The 20,338-nt window shown below is 73.6% G+C and carries 19 protein-coding genes; 12 read left to right on the forward strand and 7 right to left on the reverse strand.

The genetic code is table 11. The features are described from left to right. Nucleotides 1-6: 6 nt before the first annotated feature. Nucleotides 7-582: a hypothetical protein gene (locus V3C34_RS09695; protein ID WP_068324736.1), complete on the reverse strand. Its 576-nt coding sequence runs from the start codon at nucleotides 580-582 to the stop codon at nucleotides 7-9. Between the two features lie 64 nt (nucleotides 583-646). On the opposite strand from V3C34_RS09695, the gene V3C34_RS09700 reads away from it, so the two are divergent. The 4 genes from V3C34_RS09700 to V3C34_RS09715 all read left to right on the forward strand — a co-directional run bounded on the left by V3C34_RS09700 (nucleotide 647) and on the right by V3C34_RS09715 (nucleotide 4,765). After that, nucleotides 647-1,462, forward strand: coding sequence for a lysophospholipid acyltransferase family protein (locus tag V3C34_RS09700; protein WP_346008556.1), 816 nt, complete (start codon nucleotides 647-649; stop codon nucleotides 1,460-1,462). A 3-nt stretch (nucleotides 1,463-1,465) separates the two neighbouring features. Continuing rightward, entirely contained in the window at nucleotides 1,466-2,650 is a 1,185-nt protein-coding gene (macS, locus tag V3C34_RS09705; RefSeq protein WP_346006903.1) for a MacS family sensor histidine kinase, read from the forward strand. Continuing rightward, the gene (locus V3C34_RS09710; protein ID WP_068324732.1) at nucleotides 2,647-3,330 is read left to right on the forward strand and encodes a response regulator; all 684 of its coding nucleotides are present in this window, start codon (nucleotides 2,647-2,649) and stop codon (nucleotides 3,328-3,330) included. The genes macS and V3C34_RS09710 overlap by 4 nt, the downstream gene beginning before the upstream one ends. A gap of 109 nt (nucleotides 3,331-3,439) precedes the next feature. Then, complete coding sequence (locus V3C34_RS09715) at nucleotides 3,440-4,765, forward strand: class II 3-deoxy-7-phosphoheptulonate synthase (protein WP_346008557.1); 1,326 nt, start codon at nucleotides 3,440-3,442, stop codon at nucleotides 4,763-4,765. A 33-nt stretch (nucleotides 4,766-4,798) separates the two neighbouring features. Here the strand turns inward: V3C34_RS09715 and V3C34_RS09720 are convergent, their stop codons facing one another. From V3C34_RS09720 to V3C34_RS09730, 3 genes are read right to left on the reverse strand one after another with little or no spacing between them, the layout of a single operon-like run. After that, complete coding sequence (locus tag V3C34_RS09720) at nucleotides 4,799-5,248, reverse strand: DUF2177 family protein (protein WP_346006905.1); 450 nt, start codon at nucleotides 5,246-5,248, stop codon at nucleotides 4,799-4,801. Continuing rightward, nucleotides 5,248-7,161 (reverse strand): Stk1 family PASTA domain-containing Ser/Thr kinase, encoded by a 1,914-nt coding sequence (pknB, locus tag V3C34_RS09725; protein WP_346006907.1) that lies wholly within the window; start codon nucleotides 7,159-7,161, stop codon nucleotides 5,248-5,250. The genes V3C34_RS09720 and pknB overlap by 1 nt, the downstream gene beginning before the upstream one ends. Nucleotides 7,162-7,196: 35 nt before the next feature. Next, nucleotides 7,197-8,336 (reverse strand): LysM peptidoglycan-binding domain-containing protein, encoded by a 1,140-nt coding sequence (locus V3C34_RS09730; RefSeq protein ID WP_346006909.1) that lies wholly within the window; start codon nucleotides 8,334-8,336, stop codon nucleotides 7,197-7,199. A gap of 160 nt (nucleotides 8,337-8,496) precedes the next feature. Between V3C34_RS09730 and V3C34_RS09735 the strand changes: the two genes are divergently transcribed. Then, nucleotides 8,497-8,853: an Rv2175c family DNA-binding protein gene (locus V3C34_RS09735; RefSeq protein WP_082807505.1), complete on the forward strand. Its 357-nt coding sequence runs from the start codon at nucleotides 8,497-8,499 to the stop codon at nucleotides 8,851-8,853. Nucleotides 8,854-8,857: 4 nt separating this feature from the next. Here the strand turns inward: V3C34_RS09735 and V3C34_RS09740 are convergent, their stop codons facing one another. After that, entirely contained in the window at nucleotides 8,858-9,943 is a 1,086-nt protein-coding gene (locus V3C34_RS09740; RefSeq protein ID WP_068324712.1) for a polyprenyl synthetase family protein, read from the reverse strand. Between the two features lie 119 nt (nucleotides 9,944-10,062). Between V3C34_RS09740 and V3C34_RS09745 the strand changes: the two genes are divergently transcribed. The 6 genes from V3C34_RS09745 to V3C34_RS09770 all read left to right on the forward strand — a co-directional run bounded on the left by V3C34_RS09745 (nucleotide 10,063) and on the right by V3C34_RS09770 (nucleotide 17,170). Beyond that, entirely contained in the window at nucleotides 10,063-10,371 is a 309-nt protein-coding gene (locus V3C34_RS09745; RefSeq protein WP_068324710.1) for a DUF6504 family protein, read from the forward strand. Between the two features lie 10 nt (nucleotides 10,372-10,381). Then, nucleotides 10,382-10,792 carry an SAV_6107 family HEPN domain-containing protein gene (locus V3C34_RS09750; protein ID WP_346006912.1) on the forward strand — a complete coding sequence of 137 codons (411 nt, stop codon included), beginning with the start codon at nucleotides 10,382-10,384 and terminating at the stop codon, nucleotides 10,790-10,792. Further along, nucleotides 10,792-14,535: a DNA polymerase III subunit alpha gene (locus V3C34_RS09755; protein WP_346006913.1), complete on the forward strand. Its 3,744-nt coding sequence runs from the start codon at nucleotides 10,792-10,794 to the stop codon at nucleotides 14,533-14,535. Before V3C34_RS09750 ends, V3C34_RS09755 begins: the two co-directional genes overlap by 1 nt. 68 nt (nucleotides 14,536-14,603) lie before the next feature. Further along, a complete protein-coding gene (locus tag V3C34_RS09760; RefSeq protein WP_068324703.1) occupies nucleotides 14,604-15,383 on the forward strand; it encodes a class I SAM-dependent methyltransferase in 780 nt (259 codons plus the stop codon). 6 nt (nucleotides 15,384-15,389) lie between these two features. Further along, nucleotides 15,390-16,658 (forward strand): DNA polymerase IV, encoded by a 1,269-nt coding sequence (gene dinB, locus V3C34_RS09765; protein ID WP_068324701.1) that lies wholly within the window; start codon nucleotides 15,390-15,392, stop codon nucleotides 16,656-16,658. Between the two features lie 80 nt (nucleotides 16,659-16,738). Continuing rightward, nucleotides 16,739-17,170, forward strand: coding sequence for a DUF3040 domain-containing protein (locus V3C34_RS09770; RefSeq protein WP_068421870.1), 432 nt, complete (start codon nucleotides 16,739-16,741; stop codon nucleotides 17,168-17,170). A gap of 51 nt (nucleotides 17,171-17,221) precedes the next feature. On the opposite strand, the gene V3C34_RS09775 is transcribed toward V3C34_RS09770, so the two are convergent. Then, the gene (locus tag V3C34_RS09775) at nucleotides 17,222-17,737 is read right to left on the reverse strand and encodes a DUF456 domain-containing protein (RefSeq protein ID WP_068421867.1); all 516 of its coding nucleotides are present in this window, start codon (nucleotides 17,735-17,737) and stop codon (nucleotides 17,222-17,224) included. 13 nt (nucleotides 17,738-17,750) lie between these two features. Continuing rightward, nucleotides 17,751-17,975 carry a DUF7455 domain-containing protein gene (locus tag V3C34_RS09780; protein WP_068324695.1) on the reverse strand — a complete coding sequence of 75 codons (225 nt, stop codon included), beginning with the start codon at nucleotides 17,973-17,975 and terminating at the stop codon, nucleotides 17,751-17,753. A 193-nt stretch (nucleotides 17,976-18,168) separates the two neighbouring features. On the opposite strand from V3C34_RS09780, the gene V3C34_RS09785 reads away from it, so the two are divergent. Continuing rightward, complete coding sequence (locus V3C34_RS09785; protein WP_068421864.1) at nucleotides 18,169-20,304, forward strand: DNA gyrase/topoisomerase IV subunit B; 2,136 nt, start codon at nucleotides 18,169-18,171, stop codon at nucleotides 20,302-20,304. Nucleotides 20,305-20,338: the final 34 nt, after the last annotated feature.

Here is a 20,338-nt window from a genome sequence, read left to right on the forward strand (position 1 = left end):
GCCGGCTCAGACCTGTGCGCCGCGGGTCGGGTCGTCGTCCCGGTCCGGCGGCTGGCGCACGACGAGGCAGGCGAAGCCGCCCACGGTCAGCCCGAGCACGACCCACATCGCCCAGGCGCCGACGTCCGGGCGCACGACGACGAGCCAGATGAGGCCGAGCGGGCCGAGGACGAGACCGAGGATCGCGCCCCAGAAGAGTCGGTCGGTCGTCGGCGGCAGCGGCCGCGGCGGGGGCGGCGTGTAGCCCTCGTCGTCGCCGGCCGAGCCGGGGTCCTCGTCGGACGACAGGAGGGCGTCGGCGACGGAGCTGGTCGGGTCGACGCGCCACGGCACGGGGTGCTGCGCCTCGGGACCGGGTCCCGGGTCGACCTCGGGTGCGGGCTCGGGGGTGCGCGGCCGCAGGGCGTCGCGCACATCGGCGGTGCTCTGCCGGCGCTCGTGCCCGGGCACCTCGTCGGGGACCTCGTCCCACCGCGCGATGATGGACTCGAAGACGGCGTCGACGTCCGGCTCGTCAGGGTGCTGTCGCTCCACCATCACCGTGTCCCGCCCGTCCGTGCCCGCCCGCTCCGTCGCACCCATCCTCGCACGCGCCGCAAGGCCGCTGGCTACCGTAGAGTTCGCTCGATCTGGAGGTGGTGTGACGGTGCTGTACTGGCTGCTGAAGAGGGTCGTCCTGGGACCCGTGCTCAAGGTCCTCTTCCGACCGCGCGTCGAGGGACTCGAGCACGTGCCCGAGCAGGGTGCTGCCATCTTCGCGAGCAACCACCTCTCGTTCTCGGACTCGATCTTCCTGCCGCTCGTCGTCGACCGCCGGATGACCTTCCTCGCGAAGTCGGACTACTTCGAGGGGCCGGGGATCAAGGGGTGGCTCACCGCCGCCTTCTTCCGCGGGGTCGGCCAGCTGCCGATCGACCGCAGCGGCGGCAGGGCCAGCGAGGCCGCCCTGCGTGCCGGGCTCAGCGTGCTGGAGGAGGGCGACTTCCTCGGCCTCTACCCCGAGGGCACGCGCTCGCCCGACGGGCGCCTCTACCGCGGCCGCACCGGCGTCGCCCGCATGGCGCTCACCGCCGGTGTGCCGGTCATCCCCGTCGCGATGATCGACACCGACAAGGCCCAGCCGACCGGCCAGGTCATCCCCAACATCCGGCGCATCGGCGTCAGGATCGGCGCCCCCCTCGACTTCTCCCGCTACGAGGGGATGGAGGGTGACCGGTTCGTCCTGCGCTCGATCACCGACGAGATCATGTACGAGCTCATGCAGCTGTCCGGCCAGGAGTACGTCGACATGTACGCGACGTCGATGAAGGAGAAGCTGCTGACCCGCGCGAGGCGCCGGGCCCGCGCCCTGCAGGACGCTGCCCGCCCCGGGCGGGCCGCGCCGGAGCTCGAGGAGGCCATCGAGCGGGCCGACACCCCCGGCCCCGACCCCTGGGCCGAGGAGAGCCGGGACGGGCTGTAGCCCATGACGCTCGACCCGGGCGCGAGCTCCCTGCGCCGGCACTACCACCCGACGCCGCTCTTCGACAGCGCAGGTGGACGTGGGCTCGCGGTCTACCGATTCGTCTCCCTCGCGTACGCCGCCATCCTCGTGGGCACCCACCGCGAGCACGTCGTGCTGTGGTGGCCGATCATCGCCTTCTTCGGCGTCGCCCTCGCCTGGTCGGTGGTGGCGCCGCTGCTGCCCCGGCCGACGTGGTGGGCGATCGGTCTCGAGCTGACCATCGCCTGCGCCGGCATCTTCCTCACCAGCGAGGTCTACACGCCGGCGCAGGTGAGCGCCGGCATCTCGACGGTGCCGGGGGTCTGGAGCGCCTCCGGCGTCGTCGCGGGCGCGCTCCTGGCCGGGATGCGCGGTGGCGTCATCGCGGCCACCGTCATCGCCGCCGCCAACCTCGTCCAGGCCGAGGAGGCCGGGCAGCTGACCTGGCACAACATCTTCCTGCTGTACATCCTCGGCCTCCTCATCGGTCTGGCCGTCCAGCTGGCCCGCGAGAGCCAGAAGCGTCTCGAGCAGGCGCTCGCCGTCAGCGAGCGGCTCGCCGAGCGGGAGCGCATCGGTCGGGAGGTGCACGACGGCGTGCTCCAGGCCCTCGCGCTGATCCACCGGCGTGGACGGGCGCTCGGGGGCGAAGGGGAGGTCCTCGCCGACCTCGCTGCTGACCAGGAGCGGTCCCTGCGCACCCTCATCACCCGCTTCGAGCCGGCAGCGGGGCAGAACCGTGGGACCGGCGCGGCCGCGGTGACCGACCTCGCGGCCCGGCTCGCCTCCCTTCGCTCCGGGGTGGTGGACGTCGTCCTGCCCGCCGGCGCGGTGCGGGTCGCGGCCGGCACGGCGGACGAGGTCGAGGCAGCCGTCCGCGCGGCGCTCGACAACGTCGCCCGGCACGCCGGGGACGGCGCCCGGGCCTGGGTGCTCCTCGACGCGGACGACCACGGGATCGAGGTCGTCGTCCGGGACAACGGGATCGGGCTGGCCCCCGACCGGCTCGTGCAGGCGGCGCAGGAAGGACGGCTCGGGGCGAGCAGCTCGATCCGCGGGCGCATGCTCGACCTCGGCGGCGACGCCAGCTGGCGCACCCCCGCCGCGGGTGGCACGACGCTCACCCTGACCCTCCCGACCTCGCCCGTGGCAGGCTCCACCCCATGAGCGAGCCCGCCGTCCCCCTGAAGGTCCTCGTGGCCGACGACCACCCGCTGTGGCGGGACGCCCTCGTGCGCGACCTCGAGGAGGCCGGTTTCGACGTCGTCGGCACGGCGGCCGACGGTCCCTCGACGGTGCGCCGCACCCGGGCGACGGTCCCGGACGTGCTCGTCCTCGACCTCAACCTGCCGCAGATGCGCGGCGACGAGGTCTGCACCGCCATCAACGACCTGCCGACGACGGTCCTCATCCTCTCCGCGAGCGGCGAGGAGCACGATGTGCTCGCAGCGGTCAAGGCCGGTGCCAGCGGCTACCTCGTGAAGTCCGCGTCGCCGGCCGAGATCCGCGATGCCGTGGCCGCGACCGGGGCCGGCGAGGCCGTCTTCACCCCCGGGCTCGCCGGGCTCGTGCTCGGCGAGTTCCGGGAGATGAGCTCGCGGGCGCGCGCCGCCCCGGAGCCCACCGCGGCGGCGTCCTCACCGGTGCCCGAGCTCACCGAGCGGGAGACCGAGATCCTGCGGTACGTCGCGATGGGCATGACGGCCAAGGAGATCGCCGCGGACCTCGTCCTGTCGCACCGGACGGTGCAGAACCACGTGCAGAACATCCTCGGCAAGCTCCACCTGCACAACCGGGTCGAGCTGACCCGCTTCGCGATCAGCCGGGGCCTCGACACCCCGGAGTGATCCTGTGCCTCCTGTGCGCCGGCCTGTGCCGTCCTCTGGCTGGACGGGTGCGGGGGCGAAGGGAGCCGCGGCCTATCCTTGTCGGGTGACCACCGCAGTGCCCTCGCCCATGACCGCCGCCTCCATCGACAGCGACCTGCCGGCCGCCCAGCAGCCGAGCTGGCCGGACCGCGGTGCCCTCGACGCCGCCGTGTCGCAGCTGGCGACCTATCCGCCGCTCGTCTTCGCCGGCGAGTGCGACAACCTGCGTGACCGGATGGCTGCGGCCTCGGTCGGCGAGGCCTTCGTGCTCCAGGGTGGCGACTGCGCCGAGACTTTCGTCCACGCCACCGCCGACAACATCCGCGACCGGATCAAGACGGTCCTGCAGATGGCGGCCGTCCTCACCTACGGCGCCGGCATGCCCGTGGTGAAGATGGGCCGGATGGCCGGGCAGTTCGCCAAGCCCCGCAGCAAGGACACCGAGACCCGTGACGGCGTGACCTTGCCCGCCTACCGCGGCGACATGGTCAACGACTTCGCGTTCACCCCCGAGTCGCGCCACCCCGACCCGCAGCGCCTGCTCCGCGGCTACCACACGAGCGCCGCGACGCTGAACCTCGCCCGGGCCTTCACGCAGGGCGGCTTCGCCGACCTGCGCCGCGTGCACGACTGGAACGTCGGCTTCGTCTCCAACGCCGCCAACCGTCGCTACGAGGGCCTGGCCCGCGAGATCGACAAGGCCATGCGCTTCATGGCGGCCTGCGGCGTCGACTTCGAGGCGATGCGGGCCACCGAGTTCTGGTCCGCGCACGAGGCGCTGCTGCTGGACTACGAGCGGCCGATGACGCGTGTCGACTCCCGCACCGGCGACCTGTACGACACCTCGGGGCACTTCCTGTGGATCGGCGAGCGCACCCGCCAGATCGACCACGCGCACCTCGACTTCGTCAGCCGCATCCGCAACCCCATCGGCATGAAGGTCTCCGACAAGGCCGACCCGGACGAGCTGCTGCGGATCATCGACCTGCTCGACCCGCACCGCGAGCCGGGCCGCCTGACCTTCATCACCCGCATGGGTGCGGACAAGATCCGTGCGGCCATGCCGCCGATCGTGGAGAAGGTCCGCGACTCGGGTGCGATCGTCACCTGGATCTGCGACCCCATGCACGGCAACACCTTCGAGTCGGCCTCCGGGTTCAAGACGCGCAACTTCGACGACGTCGTCGACGAGGTGCGCGGCTTCTTCGAGGTGCACCGCTCGCTCGGGACCGTCCCCGGCGGCCTGCACGTCGAGCTCACCGGCAACGACGTCACCGAGTGCCTGGGTGGAGCCGAGCGGATCCTCGACGAGGACCTCAACAAGCGCTACGAGAGCGTCTGCGACCCGCGCCTGAACCACCAGCAGAGCCTCGAGCTGGCCTTCCTCACCGCGGAGATGCTCGGCGAGGTCTGAGCCGTGAGTGCCGGGGGGCGCGCCCCCCGGCACTCACCGGCCCGGTCGTCCGCCCCGGCACACGAGCACGGCGACGACCGACGCCGTGCTCGTGAGCACCCCGCCCCACAGGGTGTCGGCGACGGAGACCACCACCGGCCAGCCCTCGAGGACGGCGAGGTTGGTGAACCCGAAGGTCGCGTAGGAGCAGACACCGAGCAGTGCGCCGCGCACGAGCGCGGTGCGCACGGAGCGCGCGTCGAGCGCCGGAGCGACGACGAGCGCGGTCGTGCCGATGACGTACACGACGTAGAAGACGGCGGCGGCCCACGCCACCACCGGCTGGGCGAGACGCCCCCCGAGCTCGGCCTCGTACAGGGGGCCGGCGACCAGCCCGATCCACAGCGCGTCGAGCAGGCCGATGACGAGCGCGACGACGGCTGCCGGCAGCACCCACCGGCGCACCGGTCCCGTCCTGTCGGCGGCGGGGTCGTCGGCGGCCATCAGACGACGAGGATCGTGACCGTGGAGCCCTTGGGCGCTGTGCCGCTGCCCGGGCGGGACGCGCGGACCTCGTCGAGCACGCCGCCGAGGAAGGTCTGCACCGAGACCTTGAACCCGGCGGCCTGGAGCTTCTGCGTGGCGGCGGCGCGGCTCAGGCCCTCGACCTGCGGGACCGTCACCATCTCGGGGCCCTTGGACACCGTGAGCGTCACGGTCTCGCCGCGGGTGAGGGTGCCGCTCGCCGGGGCCTGGCTGATGACGCTGTCCTTGGGCACGGTGGTCGACCAGGCGTCGTCGGCGCGGGCGACGTCGAAGCCCTTGCCCTCCAGCGTGCTCGTCGCGGCCGCGGTGGTCTGCCCGACGACGGACGGCACGGGGATCGGCTCGGGGCCCTTGGAGACGACGAGGTCGACCGTGGCGTCGCGCTTGAGCTCGGTGCCGGCCGCGGGTGCGGACGAGACGACCTCGCCGGCAGGGACCTCCTCGTCCCAGGCCTGGGTCGTCGTGCCGGTCGCGAGGTGGCGGCGCTCCAGGTCGGCGGTGGCCTGCGCCGTGGTCCGTCCCTCGAGGTCGGGGACCTCGTACCGCTCGGGCCCGCGGGAGAAGACGACCGTGACGTCCGCTCCCTTCGACAGCTCGGTGCCGGTGGGCGGGTTGGAGGTGATCGCGGCGCCGGCGGGCACGGACTCGTCGAAGGCGCGCTCCTCCGCCAGCCGCAGCTCGTGGGCGCCGAGGGTGGCCTCGACCTCGGTGCGCTCCTGCCCCGCGACGTCGGGGACGAGGACGACGCTGCCGGGGCCCTCCTGGGTCCACCACCAGCCGCCGCCGGCCGCCACCAGCGCGACGAGCAGGAGGGCGACGAGGGCGCCGCGACGGCGCCGCCGCACCCGGGAGGACGAAGGGGGAGTCCCCGCACCTGCCGCAGCGGGCGAGTCCTCGCTCGCCGGCTGCGCGCTCGGCCTCGCGATCGCACGTGTGTGGGAGGGGCGCGGGTGCGCCACCGTGGCGGCCGCGCCGGCGGACGCGCGCTCCGTCGGTGCGCGGCGGTGGTCCAGCTCGTCAGGGGTGAGGTCGGCGCGCACGCGCTGCACCTCGGCGAGGTAGGCGCCCGCGTCGCGGGGTCGCTCGTCGGGGTCGCGGTGGGTCGCGAGCGCGACGAGGTCGTCGAGCCCTTCCGGCAGCCCGGCCACGCGCTCGGAGGGCGCGGGGACGGAGCCGTGCACGTGCTGGAAGGCGACGTGGATCGGCGACTCGCCGGCGACGGCGCGCTGCCCGGTGAGCAGCTCGAAGAGGATCAGGCCGGCGGCGTAGACGTCGCTGCGGGCGTCGGCGATGCCCCGCTCGACCTGCTCGGGGGAGAGGTAGGCGACGGTGCCGAAGAGCACGCCGTCGTCGGCGGTGGTCGTCTGCGAGGTGACGGCGCGGGCGAGCCCGAAGTCCGCGACCTTGATCGGGCCCCGGTCGGGGATCAGGATGTTCTCGGGCTTGACGTCGCGGTGGATGTAGCCCGCCTCGTGCGCGGCGGCGAGCCCGGTGAGCACGGCCTCGATGATGTCGAGCGCGGCACGCGGGGTGAGCGCGCCCTCCTCGTCGAGCACGGCACGGGCGGTGCGTCCCTCGACGTACTCCATCGCGAGGAAGACCCGCCCCCCGTCCTCGCCCTGGTCGAAGACCGGGACGACGTTGGGGTGGCTGAGCCGGGCGGCCGAGCGCGCCTCGCGGCGGAAGCGGGAGACGAAGGTCTCGTCCGCGGCGAGGTCGCGCCGCATGACCTTCAGGGCGACCTCGCGGTCGAGGCGGGTGTCGGTGGCCAGCAGGACCGTCGCCATGCCGCCGTCGGCGATGTGCCGCAGCACCCGGTACCTGCCGTCGACGAGCTCGCCGACGAGGGGGTGCGCGGATGCGGTGGTCATCCTCGAAGTCTAGGTTCGACCCCGACGAACGTCCGTCACATCCGGCTTCGGAGTGCCTTGACGTTGGCGACGTACTGCTTGGTGTCGCTGTACATGCCGTTGCGCTGCACCGAGGCGAGGCCCTGGTAGTAGCCGGCGATGGCGTCGGAGGTCGAGCCGGCCTGCTGGGTCAGGGTCTTCAGCAGCAGCACGCCGGCGGTGATGTTGTCGTCGGTGTCGAGCAGGTCGAGCTCTCGCCCGGCCATCTGGGAGGCCCAGTCGCCGGAGCTCGGGATGACCTGCATCGTGCCGACGGCGTTGGCGACGGAGACCTGCCGCTGGTCCCAGCCGGACTCCTGGTAGGAGATCGCGAGCGCGATCGAGGGGTCGAGGCCGTGCTGGCGGGAGATCCGGGTGATCTTGCGACGGACCTCCTCGCGGCTCGGGACGGAGCGCTCCGCCAGGGTCGAGCGGTTGCGCTCGGCCGCGGCGACGATCTCGTCGGGGTAGGTGCGTCCGGCGAAGGTGTTGGCCGAGGTCTTCTGCGGGCTCGCGGGCCGCGCGGCTGTACCGGTGACGAGCAGCCGGGTGCCGGGGTGGATGAAGTCGTCGGTCGAGACGCGGTTGAGCTTGGCCAGGCGGGCGAGGCTCATGTCGTAGCGCGCGGCGATGCCGGAGAGGGTCTCGCCGGAGCGCACGGTGTGGCGGCTCGTGGGACGGCCCGCCGACCGCTTCGCCGGCTTGGCGGCGGTGCCGGTGACGCGCAGCGACTGGCCGGGGTGGATGAACCCCTCGCCGAGGTCGTTGAGCGAGCGCAGCCGGTCGACGCCCATGCCGTGGCGGGCGGCGATGCCGCTCAGCGTGTCGCCGCTGCGCACGGTGTAGGCGCGGGTCGAGCCGGAGCGCTGCGGTCGCGAGGACGAAGGGGAGGACGCGCCCGAGCCGCGGCCGGGCACCGTGAGCCGCTGGCCCGGGTGGATGAACTCGTCGGCGGACAGGTGGTTGCGCGAGAGCAGCGCCCGGACGGAGACGCCGTAGCGGGCGGCGATGTCATAGGCGGTCTCGCCGTCACGCACCGTGTGGTGGCGGCCGTGGACGGCGGACGAGGCGCTGGAGTGGGTGCTGGTCTCGGCGGTCAGGTCGATCGCCGGGGCCACAGGGGTGGCCGGGACGGGGACGAGCAGCGGAAGGACCACGATGACTCCTGGGTCGGGGGGTGTTCAGGTGCGTGTGTGACCTGTGTGGCGGGTGTGGCGGAAGTGTTTGGCGTCTCGACGGTACCGAAGATCTTCCCGGGGCGCCGGACGAGACCGGGGCGCGTCCCCCTTCGTCACGGGCGGTGACACACTGGCCGACGTGAACGAGACGACCTCCACCGACACCTGGCTGACCCTCCCCGACCTCGCCGAGCAGCTCGGCGTGCGCATCTCCGAGGTGCGCCGCTGGCTCGACGAGCGCCAGCTCGTCGCCGTGCGTCGCGGCGAGCGCAAGGTGCTCTCGGTCCCGGCCGCCTTCATCGGCGAGGACGGGCCGCTGCCGGAGCTCGCCGGGACCTTCACCGTCCTCGCGGACGGGCGCTTCAGCGACGACGAGATCGTCGAGTGGATGTTCGCCCACGACGAGACGCTGCCCGGCGGGACGACCCCGATCGAGGCGATCCGCGCCGGCTTCAAGACCGAGGTGCGGCGCCGGGCGATGGAGGAGGCGCTCTAGCGCCTCAGGTGGCCCGGGCGGTCGTGACGTCGACGAGGTCGGCGAGGACCGTGCGGGCCGGCTCGCTGACGCCGGTCGCGTCGGCGAGGGCCGCGCGGGCGGCGTCGGCGCCGGCGGTGATGTCGGCCTCCACGCCGTCGAGCGCGCCGGTGTCGACGAGCAGCTCGCGAAAGGCCCCGACCTCGTCGCCCGTGAGGTCGGGTGCCCCGAGCCACTGGTCGATCCTGGTCGTCATGACGTCGTCGGCCCCGGCGAGCGCCCGGGCGATGAGCACGGTGCGCTTGCCCTCGCGCAGGTCGTCGCCGGCCGGCTTGCCGGTGACGTCCGGGTCGCCGAAGACGCCGAGGACGTCGTCGCGCAGCTGGAAGGCCTCGCCGAGAGCCAGGCCGTAGCGCGAGAGCGCCGCGAGGTCGGTCGCGGACGCGCCGCCGGCGGTGGCGCCGATGAGCAGGGGGTGCTCGATGGAGTACTTGGCGCTCTTGTAGCGGATGACCTGCCGGGCGGCGGCGACGCGCTCGTCGTCGTCGAGCCGCTGCCAGGGGCGCATCGAGGTGACGATGTCGAGGAACTGGCCGCCCATGAGCTGGCCGCGCATCCGCTCGAAGACCGGACGGGCGGCGGTGAGGGCCTGCGGGGGCAGGCCGGAGTCGGCGAAGAGGTCGTCGCACCAGCCGAGGCAGAGGTTGCCGGCGAGGATCGCGCCGGCCACGCCGAAGCGGTCCGGGTCGCCGTGCCAGGCGCGGTCGGCGTGGGAGCGGGCGAGCGCGCGGTGCATCGCGGGCCGACCGCGCCGGGTCTCGCTGTCGTCCATGACGTCGTCGTGGATGAGCGCCGCGGCCTGGAAGAGCTCCATCGAGGCGGCGAGCGAGACCGCGCCGTCGTGGTCGTCCTGCCCGGCGGCGCGCCAGCCCCAGTAGGCGAAGCCGGCGCGCAGGCGCTTGCCGCCGCGCAGCAGGGTGCGCACGGGCGCGGTGAGGTCGACGACGTCGGGGCCGACCTCGGCGAGCTCGCTCTCCCAGCGGTCCAGCTCGGCGTCGATCCGGTCCTGGACCCGCGAGCGCAGGTCATCCCGGTCCAGCGGGTGCGGCACGTGTGCTCCAGTGGCGAGGGGGACAGGGCTGGACCCAGCCTACGTGGCGGGGGTTGACGCGCTGTCGGGACCTCGGTCTATCATTGTTCGAACAGGTGTTCGAGGACGAAGGAGTGGTCATGGTCAGGCGCGTCGAGGAGACCATCGAGGTACGGGTGGGCGAGACCTCGCCGGAGCAGTTCCTGTGGAGGGGGCGGCTGTACCGGGTGACCGAGGTCGTCGACCACTGGCAGGAGCGGCACGCGTGGTGGCGCTCGAGCGGTGGGCAGCCGCTGGCGCAGGTGCCGCTCGCCCGGGAGGTGTGGCGGGTGAGCGCCCAGCGCGGCCGGAGCAGCTCGCCCGGCGTCTACGACCTGGGCGTCGACAGCGCAGCGGGTGACGGCGCGTCCGTCGCCGGCGGGTGGCTGCTCCTGCGGACGCAGGACTGAGGTGGGGGTGATGGCCGCCGTCGCCCTGCTCGCCGCGGCCGGCGAGAGCCTGGCCACAGCGCACATGGCCCGCTCCGTCCCGGGTCGCAGCGCCGGCACCCGGCTCGCCGTGCTCCGCGCCGCCGCGGCCGTGCTGTCCGTGCGCGGCGGGACCGCCGGCAGCGACGGTCCCGTCGACGTGTGGCGCCTGCTGCCGCGGGTGGCGCCCGAGCTGACCGAGTGGGCGGACTTCTTCGCGACCGTCCTGCCCGAAGGGGGCGCCCACCCCGGTCACGGCGCGTCCGGGCCGATGTCGGTCCGGCAGGCCGACGACCTGCTGCGCCAGGGGGAGGAGTTCGTCGACCTCGTCGCGGGGATCCTCGGGCTGCCGCCGGTACGCGTCACCGGCGATCTCGTCGCGATCACCGGGGGTGGGGCCTGATGGGCTTCGCCCACCTGCACGTGGCGTCGGGGTTCTCCCTGCGTCACGGCACGACACCACCGGAGTCGCTCGTGGCCCGGGCGGCCGAGCTCGGGCAGCCCGCCCTCGCCCTCACCGACCGCGACGGCCTCTACGGGGCGGTGCGCTTCGTGCGGGCCGCGACGGCCGCGGGCATCGCGCCGGTCCTCGGGGTCGACCTCGCCGTCGACGGAGGGGGCCGGGCCCCCGCCCGCGGCCGCACCCCGGTGCGCGGCGGTGCCGAGGTCGACCCGCGGCACCCTCGCGTCACCGTCCTCGCCCGGGGGGCCGGGGCGGGCGTGCCGCACGGGGTCGGGTGGGCGCGGCTGTGCCGGCTCGTCAGCGAGGTGCACCTCACGGGGGAGCGCGGTGAGGCCGTGGCCACGCCGGCGATGATCACGCGGCACGCCACCGCGCCCGGACCCGAGGAGCCCGCCCCGCTGCTCGTGCTCCTCGGGCCGACCTCCGACGTCGGGGCCGCGCTGCTCGCCCGCCGGCCCGACATCGCCCGGCAGCGCCTGCGGGCCTGGCAGCAGGCCCTGCCCGCCGGTGCGCTCGCGATCGAGGTCGTCGACCACGGCGGTCCGCCGGGCACGCCCGCCTCGACGGGCCACGCCGCCCACCTGCTGGGCCTCGCCGACGCGTGCGGCGTCCCGGCCGTGCTCACCGCGGCCGTGCGCCACCTGCACCCGCAGGACGCGAGCACCGCCGACGTCCTCGACGCGACCCGCCGGCTCGTCGTCCTCGACACCCGGCACCTCGACCGGGTGACGACCGCCGGGCACCTCGCCGACGACGCGACGATGGCCGCGTCCGCCCACCGGGTGGCCACGGTCCTCGGGGGCGGCGCCGGCGGGTGGTCCTGCGCGAGCCCCGCCGAGCGGGCGGCGGCGCTGCTCGACGCGACGGTCGCCACGGCGCTGGCCTGCGCCCAGGACGGGCGCAAGGACATCGGCATCGGCCGCGTGCACCTGCCCGAGGCGCACGTGCTCGGGCTGCGGCCGGACGAGGACCCGCAGGCGGTCCTCGCGCAGCGCTGCCGGGCGGCGATCGGCGCGCGCTACCCGGACGCGTCGCCGTCGCTGCTGCGACAGGTCGAGGAGCGGCTCGCCGACGAGCTCGACGTCGTCGCGGCCCTCGGGTACCCGACCTACTTCCTCACCGTCGCCGAGGTCGTCGACCTCATCGTCGGGGCCGGGGTTCGGGTCGCCGCCCGCGGCTCCGGCGCCGGCAGCCTCGTCAACCACCTGCTCGGCATCAGCGCCATCGACCCGATCCGGCACGACCTGCTCATGGAGCGCTTCTGCTCGCCGCTGCGGGCCGAGCTGCCCGACATCGACATCGACGTCGAGTCCGCGCGGCGCACCGAGATGTACGAGCTGATCCTGCAGCGCTTCGGGCGCGACCGGGTGACGTGCGTGTCGATGATGGACACGTACAAGGCGCGGCACGCGATCCGGGACGTCGGCGCGGCCCTGGGGGTCCCCCCTTCAGAGGTCGACGAGATCGCCAAGGCCTTCCCCCACATCCGGGCCAAGGACGTGCGCTCGGCGATGGCCGAGCTGCCCGAGCTGCGCACCCGCAGCCTCGACGCGGGCCGGCTCTCGACGCTCTTCGACCTCGTCGAGCGGCTCGACGGACTGCCGCGGCACATCGCGCTCCACCCGTGCGGCGTCGTCCTGTCCGACGGTGGCCTGCTCGACCGCACGCCCGTGGAGTCGAGCTGGCTGGGCTTCCCGATGAGCCAGTTCGACAAGGACGACGTCGAGGCGCTCGGGCTGCTCAAGCTCGACGTCCTCGGCATCCGGATGCAGTCGGCGATGGCGCACGCCGTCGGCGAGGTCGAGCGGGTCACGGGGGAGCGGATCGGCCTCGACGACCGCGAGGACGTACCGCTCGACGACCCGGCCACCTTCGCGATGATCCGCACGACCCGCACGCTCGGGTGCTTCCAGATCGAGAGCCCGGGGCAGCGCGAGCTCATCGGCAAGCTCGCGCCCACGGTCTTCGACGACCTCATCATCGACATCTCGCTCTTCCGTCCCGGCCCGGTGAAGTCGGACATGATCCGCCCCTTCCTCGAGGCCCGGCACGGGTGGAGCCGGCCGCAGTTCCTCCACGACCGGCTCGTGCGCGCGCTCGCCGAGACCGAGGGCGTGGTCGTCTTCCACGAGCAGATGCTGCGGATCATCTCCGAGACGAGCGGTGCCACGCTCGCGCAGGCCGACGAGGTGCGGCGGACCATGGGCAGCCCCGACGGGCAGGCCCGCATCGAGGCGTGGTGGCGTCCCGCCGCAGCCGCGCGCGGCTACCCGCCCGAGGACGTCGACCGCATCTGGGCGGTGCTCGCGGCCTTCGCCTCCTTCGGGTTCTGCAAGGCGCACGCCGCGGCCTTCGCCATGCCGACCTACCAGTCCGCCTGGCTCAAGGCGCACCACCCGGCGGCCTTCCTCGCCGGCGTCCTCACCCACGACCCCGGCATGTACCCCAAGCGGCTGCTGCTCGAGGAGGCGCGCTCGCTCGGGGTGAGCATCCTCGGCGTCGACGTCAACGCGAGCACGGGGGAGTACCGCATCGAGCGCGCCCCCGTGCCCGGCCGGGTGCCGGACGACCCGGACCTGCCCGACGGCTCGGCCTGGGGGATCCGCCTCTCGCTCGCGGACGTCAAGGGCATGAGCGAAGGGGAGGTCGCCCGCGTCGTCGCCGGCGCGCCCTACGACTCGCTCGCGGACTTCTGGCAGCGGGCGCGGGTCTCGCGGCCGGTCGTCGAGCGGCTGGTCCTCGTCGGGGCCTTCGACTCCGTGCACGGGACCGGCGCGGGCCGGGGCGGTCCGGGGCTCGGCAGCCGCGGCCGGCTCACCCGGCGCGACCTGCTGCTGCACGTCGCCGAGCTCGACCGGTGGTCACGGGCGACGGCGACGGGACGCTCGCGGGGAGGCGGTCGTGGCCCGTCGCGTCGGGCCGGGACGCCCGCGTGGGCGGCGGGGCAGCCGGGGGCGCAGCAGGTGCGCGCCACGACGACGGTCACCCCCGTCGCGAGCCAGCTGACCCTCGACCTCGGTGACTCCCCGGAGCTCGGCGAGGGCGTCGGGCTGCCCGAGATGACCGTCCCCGACCAGGTGGGCGCCGAGCTGGAGATCCTCGGGCTCGACGCATCGCGGCACGTCATGGACTTCTACGCGCCGATGCTCGAGGCGCTCGGGGTGACCCGCAGCGCCGACCTGCTCTCGGTGCGCAGCGGCGCGCAGATCCTCGCCGCGGGGGTCAAGGTCGCGACCCAGACCCCGCCGATCAGGTCCGGTCGGCGGGTCGTCTTCCTCACCGTCGACGACTCGACCGGCCCGGTCGACGCGACCTTCTTCGAGGACGTCCAGGGGCCCTACGCGGCGACGATCTTCCACTCCTGGCTGGTGCTCGTGCGCGGCACGGTCCGCCGGGCCGGCCCGCGCGGGGTCTCGGTGCTCGCCTCCGGGGCGTGGGAGCTGTCGACGCTGTGGGAGGCCTGGCAGTCCGGTGGGCTGGCCGCCGTCCACGCCGCGCTCGACGAGGCCGACGACCTCGCGCGGGCCCGGGACGCCGCGCACCAGCAGCCCGCCGGGCACCGGGTGCTCGTCCACGCCTCGGGGTTCCGGCAGTCGCCGTGGGCCGACATCCGCCCCGCAGGCACCGGCGTGGAGCCCCCGCGCAAGCTGTGGCACTCCTCGCCGGGCAGCTCTGGCCACTGAGCTGCAGGACCGGGCGGGGCACCGGCGGGGCGAAGGGGGTGTCGCCCGCGCCGACTAGGGTTGGGGCCATGAACGACGAGCGAGCATGGCGCCGTGGCGGCAGCGGGGTCGAGGGCAATGTCCGGACCGCCGCGATCTGGGCGCAGGTCCGTGAGCTCAGCGCGTCCCGGCAGCGCGAGCTCTCCCGCCCACTGCGCGTCCTCGACCTCGGGGGTGGCACCGGCGGCATGGCCGTCGCGCTCGCCGAGCACGGTCACACGATCACCGTCGTCGACCCGAGCCCCGACGCCCTCGCCTCGATGCGCCGCCGGGTGGCCGAGTCCGACGCCGGCTCGCGGATCAGCGCGCTGCAGGGCGACGCCGACACCCTCCACACCATCATCGAGCCCGGCAGCATCGACCTGCTGTGCTGCCACGGCACCCTCGAGTACGTCGAGGACCCCGGGGCCACGCTCACCCGCATCGGCGAGGTCCTCGCCCCGGGCGGGCACCTCTCGCTCGTCACCGCCCAGCGCGTCGCGGCGGTCATCGCCCGCGCCATCGCCGGCCGCTTCGACCAGGCCCGGGCAGCGCTCACCAGCCCCGAGGGCCGCTGGGGTGAGGACGACCCGGTGCCGCGCCGCTTCGACCGCGCCGACCTCGGCGAGATGCTCACCCGCGCCGGCTTCACCACCCTCGAGGCCCGCGGAGTGCGGCTTTTCAGCGACCTCGTCCCGAGCACCTTCGTCGACACCGACGCCGACCGGCAGGCCCTGCTCGAGCTCGAGGAGCTCGCCGCGCAGGACGCCGGCCGCACCGGTCTCGCCGCGCTCGGCGCGGCGGTGCACCTCATCGCCCGCCGCGACTGAGAGCCGATGAGCCGGCGTCAGTACCGGCCCCCGCCACGGGTCGGCCAAGGTCCCCCGGACGACACGGGGTGCACGGTCCTGCACGTCGACATGGACGCCTTCTACGCGTCCGCGTCGCTCCTCGCCCGCCCCGAGCTCGTCGGGACCCCGGTCATCGTCGGCGGCGGCACCCGGGGCGTCGTGCTGTCGGCGACCTACGAGGCGCGCGCCTTCGGCGTCACCTCGGCGATGCCCATGGGTCGTGCCCGTCGGCTCTGCCCGCAGGCGACGATCCTCACCCCCGACCACGAGCTCTACGCGCGGATCTCCGCGGCGGTGATGGCCACGTTCGCCGACATCACCCCCTTCGTCGAGCCGTTGAGCCTCGACGAGGCCTTCCTCGACGTGGCCGGGGCGGTGCGTCTCATGGGCCCGCCCGCGACGATCGCCCAGCGGATCCGCGACACCGTCGCCGACGAGCAGGGGATCACCTGCTCCGTCGGCGTCGCCAGCAGCAAGTTCGTCGCCAAGCTCGCCTCAGGGCTGGCCAAGCCCGACGGGCTGCTCGTCATCCCGGCGGCCGAGGTCGTCACCTTCGTCCAGCAGCTGCCCGTCGGCGCCCTGTGGGGGGTGGGGGACAAGACGGAGGAGGCCCTCGCCCGGCTCGGGCTCAAGACCGTCGCCGACATCGCCCACACCCCGCGCTCGACCCTCGTGCGCGCCCTCGGCGAGGCGACCGGCAACCACCTGCACGACCTCGCCTGGGGGCGGGACCCGCGCTCGGTCGAGCCGGTCCGCCGCGAGCGCAGCATCGGCAACGAGCGCACCTACGACCACGACGTCGACGACCCCGAGGTCGTCCACCGCACCCTGCTCGCCCTCGCCGACAAGACCGCCTCGCGCCTGCGTGCCGCCGGGCTGGTGGGGCGGACCGTGAGCATCAAGGTGCGCTTCGCGGACTTCACGACGATCACCCGCTCCCGCTCCCTGCGCGATGCCACCGACGTCTCCCGAGACATCGCCGCGCTGGCCCGCGAGCTCTACGACGCCCTCGGGCTGCAGCGTGCCCGGGTGCGGCTCGTCGGGGTGCGGGTCGAGCAGCTCTCCGATGCCTCCGCGACCCCGGTCCAGGTGGCCCTCGACGAGCCGGAGCACGGGTGGCGCGAGGCGGACCGGGCCGTCGACCGGGCGAGCGCACGGTTCGGCGCGGGCAGCGTGCGACCGGCGAGCCTCATCTCGGATCGGGAGCGGCGAGGACGCCCACCTATCGCAGGGCGTGGCGGGGACATATCATGAGAGGGACCACGGTGGTTTCTCCTCCGTGGGACATCGCGGGCCCCAGGCCCGCCCGACGTCAGGCTGGTAGGGAGGTCACCGTGGCGCTGTCGGAGCGCGAGCGGCAGATGCTCGAGGAGATGGAAGAGGCCATCCGGGCCGAGGACCCCCGTTTCGCCTCGCAGATGAACGGCGCGCACCCGGGTGGGAGTGATCGTCGTCGGATCGTCGTCGGGGTCATCGGTGCGCTCGCCGGGCTCGGACTCGTCCTGCTCGGCATCAACACCAACCTGTGGGTCGGCGTCGCCGGCTTCGTCCTCATCGTCGCCTCGGTCGCGCTGGCCTTCGCGCCCGGGTCGTCACGCCCGCGCGCGGGCCTCGGGGTCGTCGGGGCGGATGGCTCAGTGCAGCACCACCGCACGCTGCGCGGGCACGGGGCGAAGGGGAGGCGCAAGTCGGCCGGGCAGGCCACTTTCATGCAGCGGATGGAGCAGCGGTGGGAGCACCGGCGCCAGCAGGGCCAGGGCTGGTAGAGCCGGCAGGTTGGTAGAGCCGGCAGGTTGGTGGTGCCGGTGGGCAGGGCCTCAGTGGGCGACGATGCCGCCGACCCACACCACCGCGACGAGTGCGGCCGTCGCCAGCTCGATGCCCATGCTGTGCAGGACGCCGCGCAGGGCGGCCTTGGTCGCCTGCCAGGCGCGGTCGAGCTCTCGGTAGCGCAGGTACTCGGCAGCGAAGACACCGACGACGAAGCCGATCGGCAGGCCGACGCCCGGGATGACGAAGAGGCCGATGATCGCGCCGACGACGCCCAGGGCGAGCGTCAGCCCGCCGACTCCGTCACGCTTCATCCGGCGGCCGGGGAGCAGGAGCTGCAACGCGACACCCAGGGCGTACAGCGCCAGGACGATGCCGAAGGTCACCCAGGCCGTCGCGCCGCCGGTCTCGGTGGCCCAGAGCAGGACCGCCGCCACGCACAGCAGCAGGCCCGGCAGGACCGGGACGACGATGCCGAGGACGCCGACGACGTAGATCGCGACAGCCACCCACAGGACCCAGGAGGTCGGGTCGGGGGCGGTCTGCGAGACCGTGGTCAGCACCGGGGGCGGTGGATCAGCGCTCGTCTGCCGGGGCCGAGGCAGGGGTGCTCTCGTCCAGGCGCTCGCTGTGGTCGTCGATCTCGGCGAGGTCCTTCAGCGCCGGCAGGTGCTCGCGGCCGTGGTGCGCGCAGAAGAGCAGCTCGCCGCCGGCGTGCAGGCGGGCGCGCACGTAGGCCTTGGCTCCGCAGCGGTCGCAGCGGTCGGCTGCGGTCAGGGGGCTGGCCAGGGTCGCGTTCACGTGGTGCCTCTTCTCTTGCGTAGATCGTGGACGTCCGGGTCAACAGTCAAACATGCCAAACCCTTCCCGGGCAGCACCCTTTCCGCGTGGCGTGACGCAACCGACACCGTGAGCGAGCCTGCGCGGCGCTGTCGGGACCGCGGTTTACGCTGCGAGGAGCCCACCTCCCCGACGACGAAGGACCGGCCACCTCGTGCCTCCGGCAGCCACCACCGCCAAGAAGACCGCCAGCAGCAAGTCGGTCCAGGACTACTCCGCGCACCACCTGCAGGTGCTCGAGGGTCTCGAGGCCGTGCGCAAGCGGCCCGGCATGTACATCGGCTCGACCGACCAGCGCGGCCTCATGCACTGCATGTGGGAGATCATCGACAACGCGGTCGACGAGGCGCTCGGCGGCCACGGCGACCGCATCGAGGTCATCCTCCACGGCGACGGCTCGGTCGAGGTCCGCGACAACGGCCGCGGCATCCCCGTCGACATCGAGCCGCGCACCGGTCTCACCGGCGTCGAGGTCGTCTACACCAAGCTGCATGCGGGCGGGAAGTTCGGCGGCGGCTCGTACACCGCCTCCGGCGGCCTCCACGGCGTCGGCGCCTCCGTCGTCAACGCCCTCTCCTCCCGCCTGGACGTCGAGGTGGACCGCGGAGGCAAGACCTACGCGATGAGCTTCCGCCGCGGCGAGCCCGGCACCTTCTCCGACGTCGCGGGGGCGAAGGGGGTCAAGTCGCCCGACCACGACTTCGTCGCCTACGACAAGGGCAGCGAGCTCGAGGTCATCGGCAAGGCCGGGCGCGGCGTCACCGGCACCCGGGTGCGCTACTGGGCCGACCCGCAGATCTTCCTCAAGGGCGCCGAGCTCGACGGCGAGGCCCTCGCCGCGCGCGCCCGTCAGACCTCCTTCCTCGTGCCCGGCCTCACGCTCGTCGTGCGCGACGCGCGTGGCGACGAGCCGGTCGAGGAGGTTTTCCACCACGACGGCGGCATCAGCGAGTTCGTCGAGTTCCTCGCACCGGACGCGCCGGTCACCGACGTGTGGCGGCTCGAGGGCACCGGCACCTTCACCGAGACCGTGCCGGTCCTCGACGCCAAGGGACACATGACCCCCACCGACGTCGAGCGGGAGTGCGGTGTCGACATCGCGGTACGCTGGGGGACCGGGTACGACGCCAAGGTCTCCTCCTTCGTCAACATCATCGCCACGCCGAAGGGCGGCACGCACGTCGCGGGCTTCGAGCAGGCGCTGCTCAAGGTCTTCCGCAAGCAGCTCGAGGTCAACGCCCGCAAGCTCAAGGTCGGCAACGACAAGGTCGACAAGGACGACATCCTCGCGGGCCTGACCGCTGTGGTCACGGTGCGTCTGGCCGAGCCGCAGTTCGAGGGGCAGACCAAGGAGGTGCTCGGCACCAACGCCGTGCGCTCCATCGTCACCAAGGTCGTGGAGACCGAGCTGACGAGCCTGCTCACCTCGACCAAGCGCGCCGAGAAGCAGATGGCCGGCCAGCTGCTCGACAAGGTCGTCGCCGAGATGAAGTCGCGGATCTCGGCGCGGCTGCACAAGGAGACCCAGCGCCGCAAGAACGCGCTCGAGACCTCGTCGCTGCCGCCGAAGCTGCGCGACTGCCGCAGCACCGACGTGGAGGCCACCGAGCTCTTCATCGTCGAGGGCGACTCGGCGATGGGCACGGCCAAGGAGGCGCGCAACAGCGAGTTCCAGGCGCTGCTGCCGATCCGCGGCAAGATCCTCAACGTGCAGAAGGCCGCCGTCGGGGACATGCTCAAGAACGCCGAGTGCGCCTCGATCATCCAGGTCATCGGTGCCGGCTCCGGGCGCAGCTTCGACGTCGACGCCGCCCGCTACGGCAAGGTCATCATCATGACCGACGCCGACGTCGACGGCGCCCACATCCGCACCCTGCTGCTCACGCTCTTCTTCCGGTACATGCGTCCGCTCGTCGAGGCCGGCAAGGTCTTCGCGGCCGTGCCGCCGCTGCACCGCATCGAGGTGGTCAACCCGGGCTCGAAGAAGAACGAGCTGATCTACACCTACTCCGAGGCCGAGATGCGCAAGAAGCTCGCCTCGTTGGGCTCCCGCGGCAAGAACATCAAGCAGCCCATCCAGCGCTACAAGGGCCTGGGGGAGATGGACGCCGACCAGCTCGCCGAGACCACGATGGACCCCCGCCACCGGATGCTGCGCCGGGTGACGACGGCCGACCTCGAGGCCGCCGAGGAGGTCTTCGAGCTGCTGATGGGCAAGGACGTCGATCCCAGGCGCGACTTCATCGTCTCCTCGGCGGACCAGCTCGACCGGGAGCGCATCGACGCCTGACCGGGGCTACTCCCTTCCCGGACGGCGTCACGAT

Origin of the sequence: Janibacter terrae (assembly GCF_039636765.1) — a bacterium.
Taxonomy (GTDB): Bacteria; Actinomycetota; Actinomycetes; order Actinomycetales; family Dermatophilaceae; genus Janibacter; species Janibacter terrae.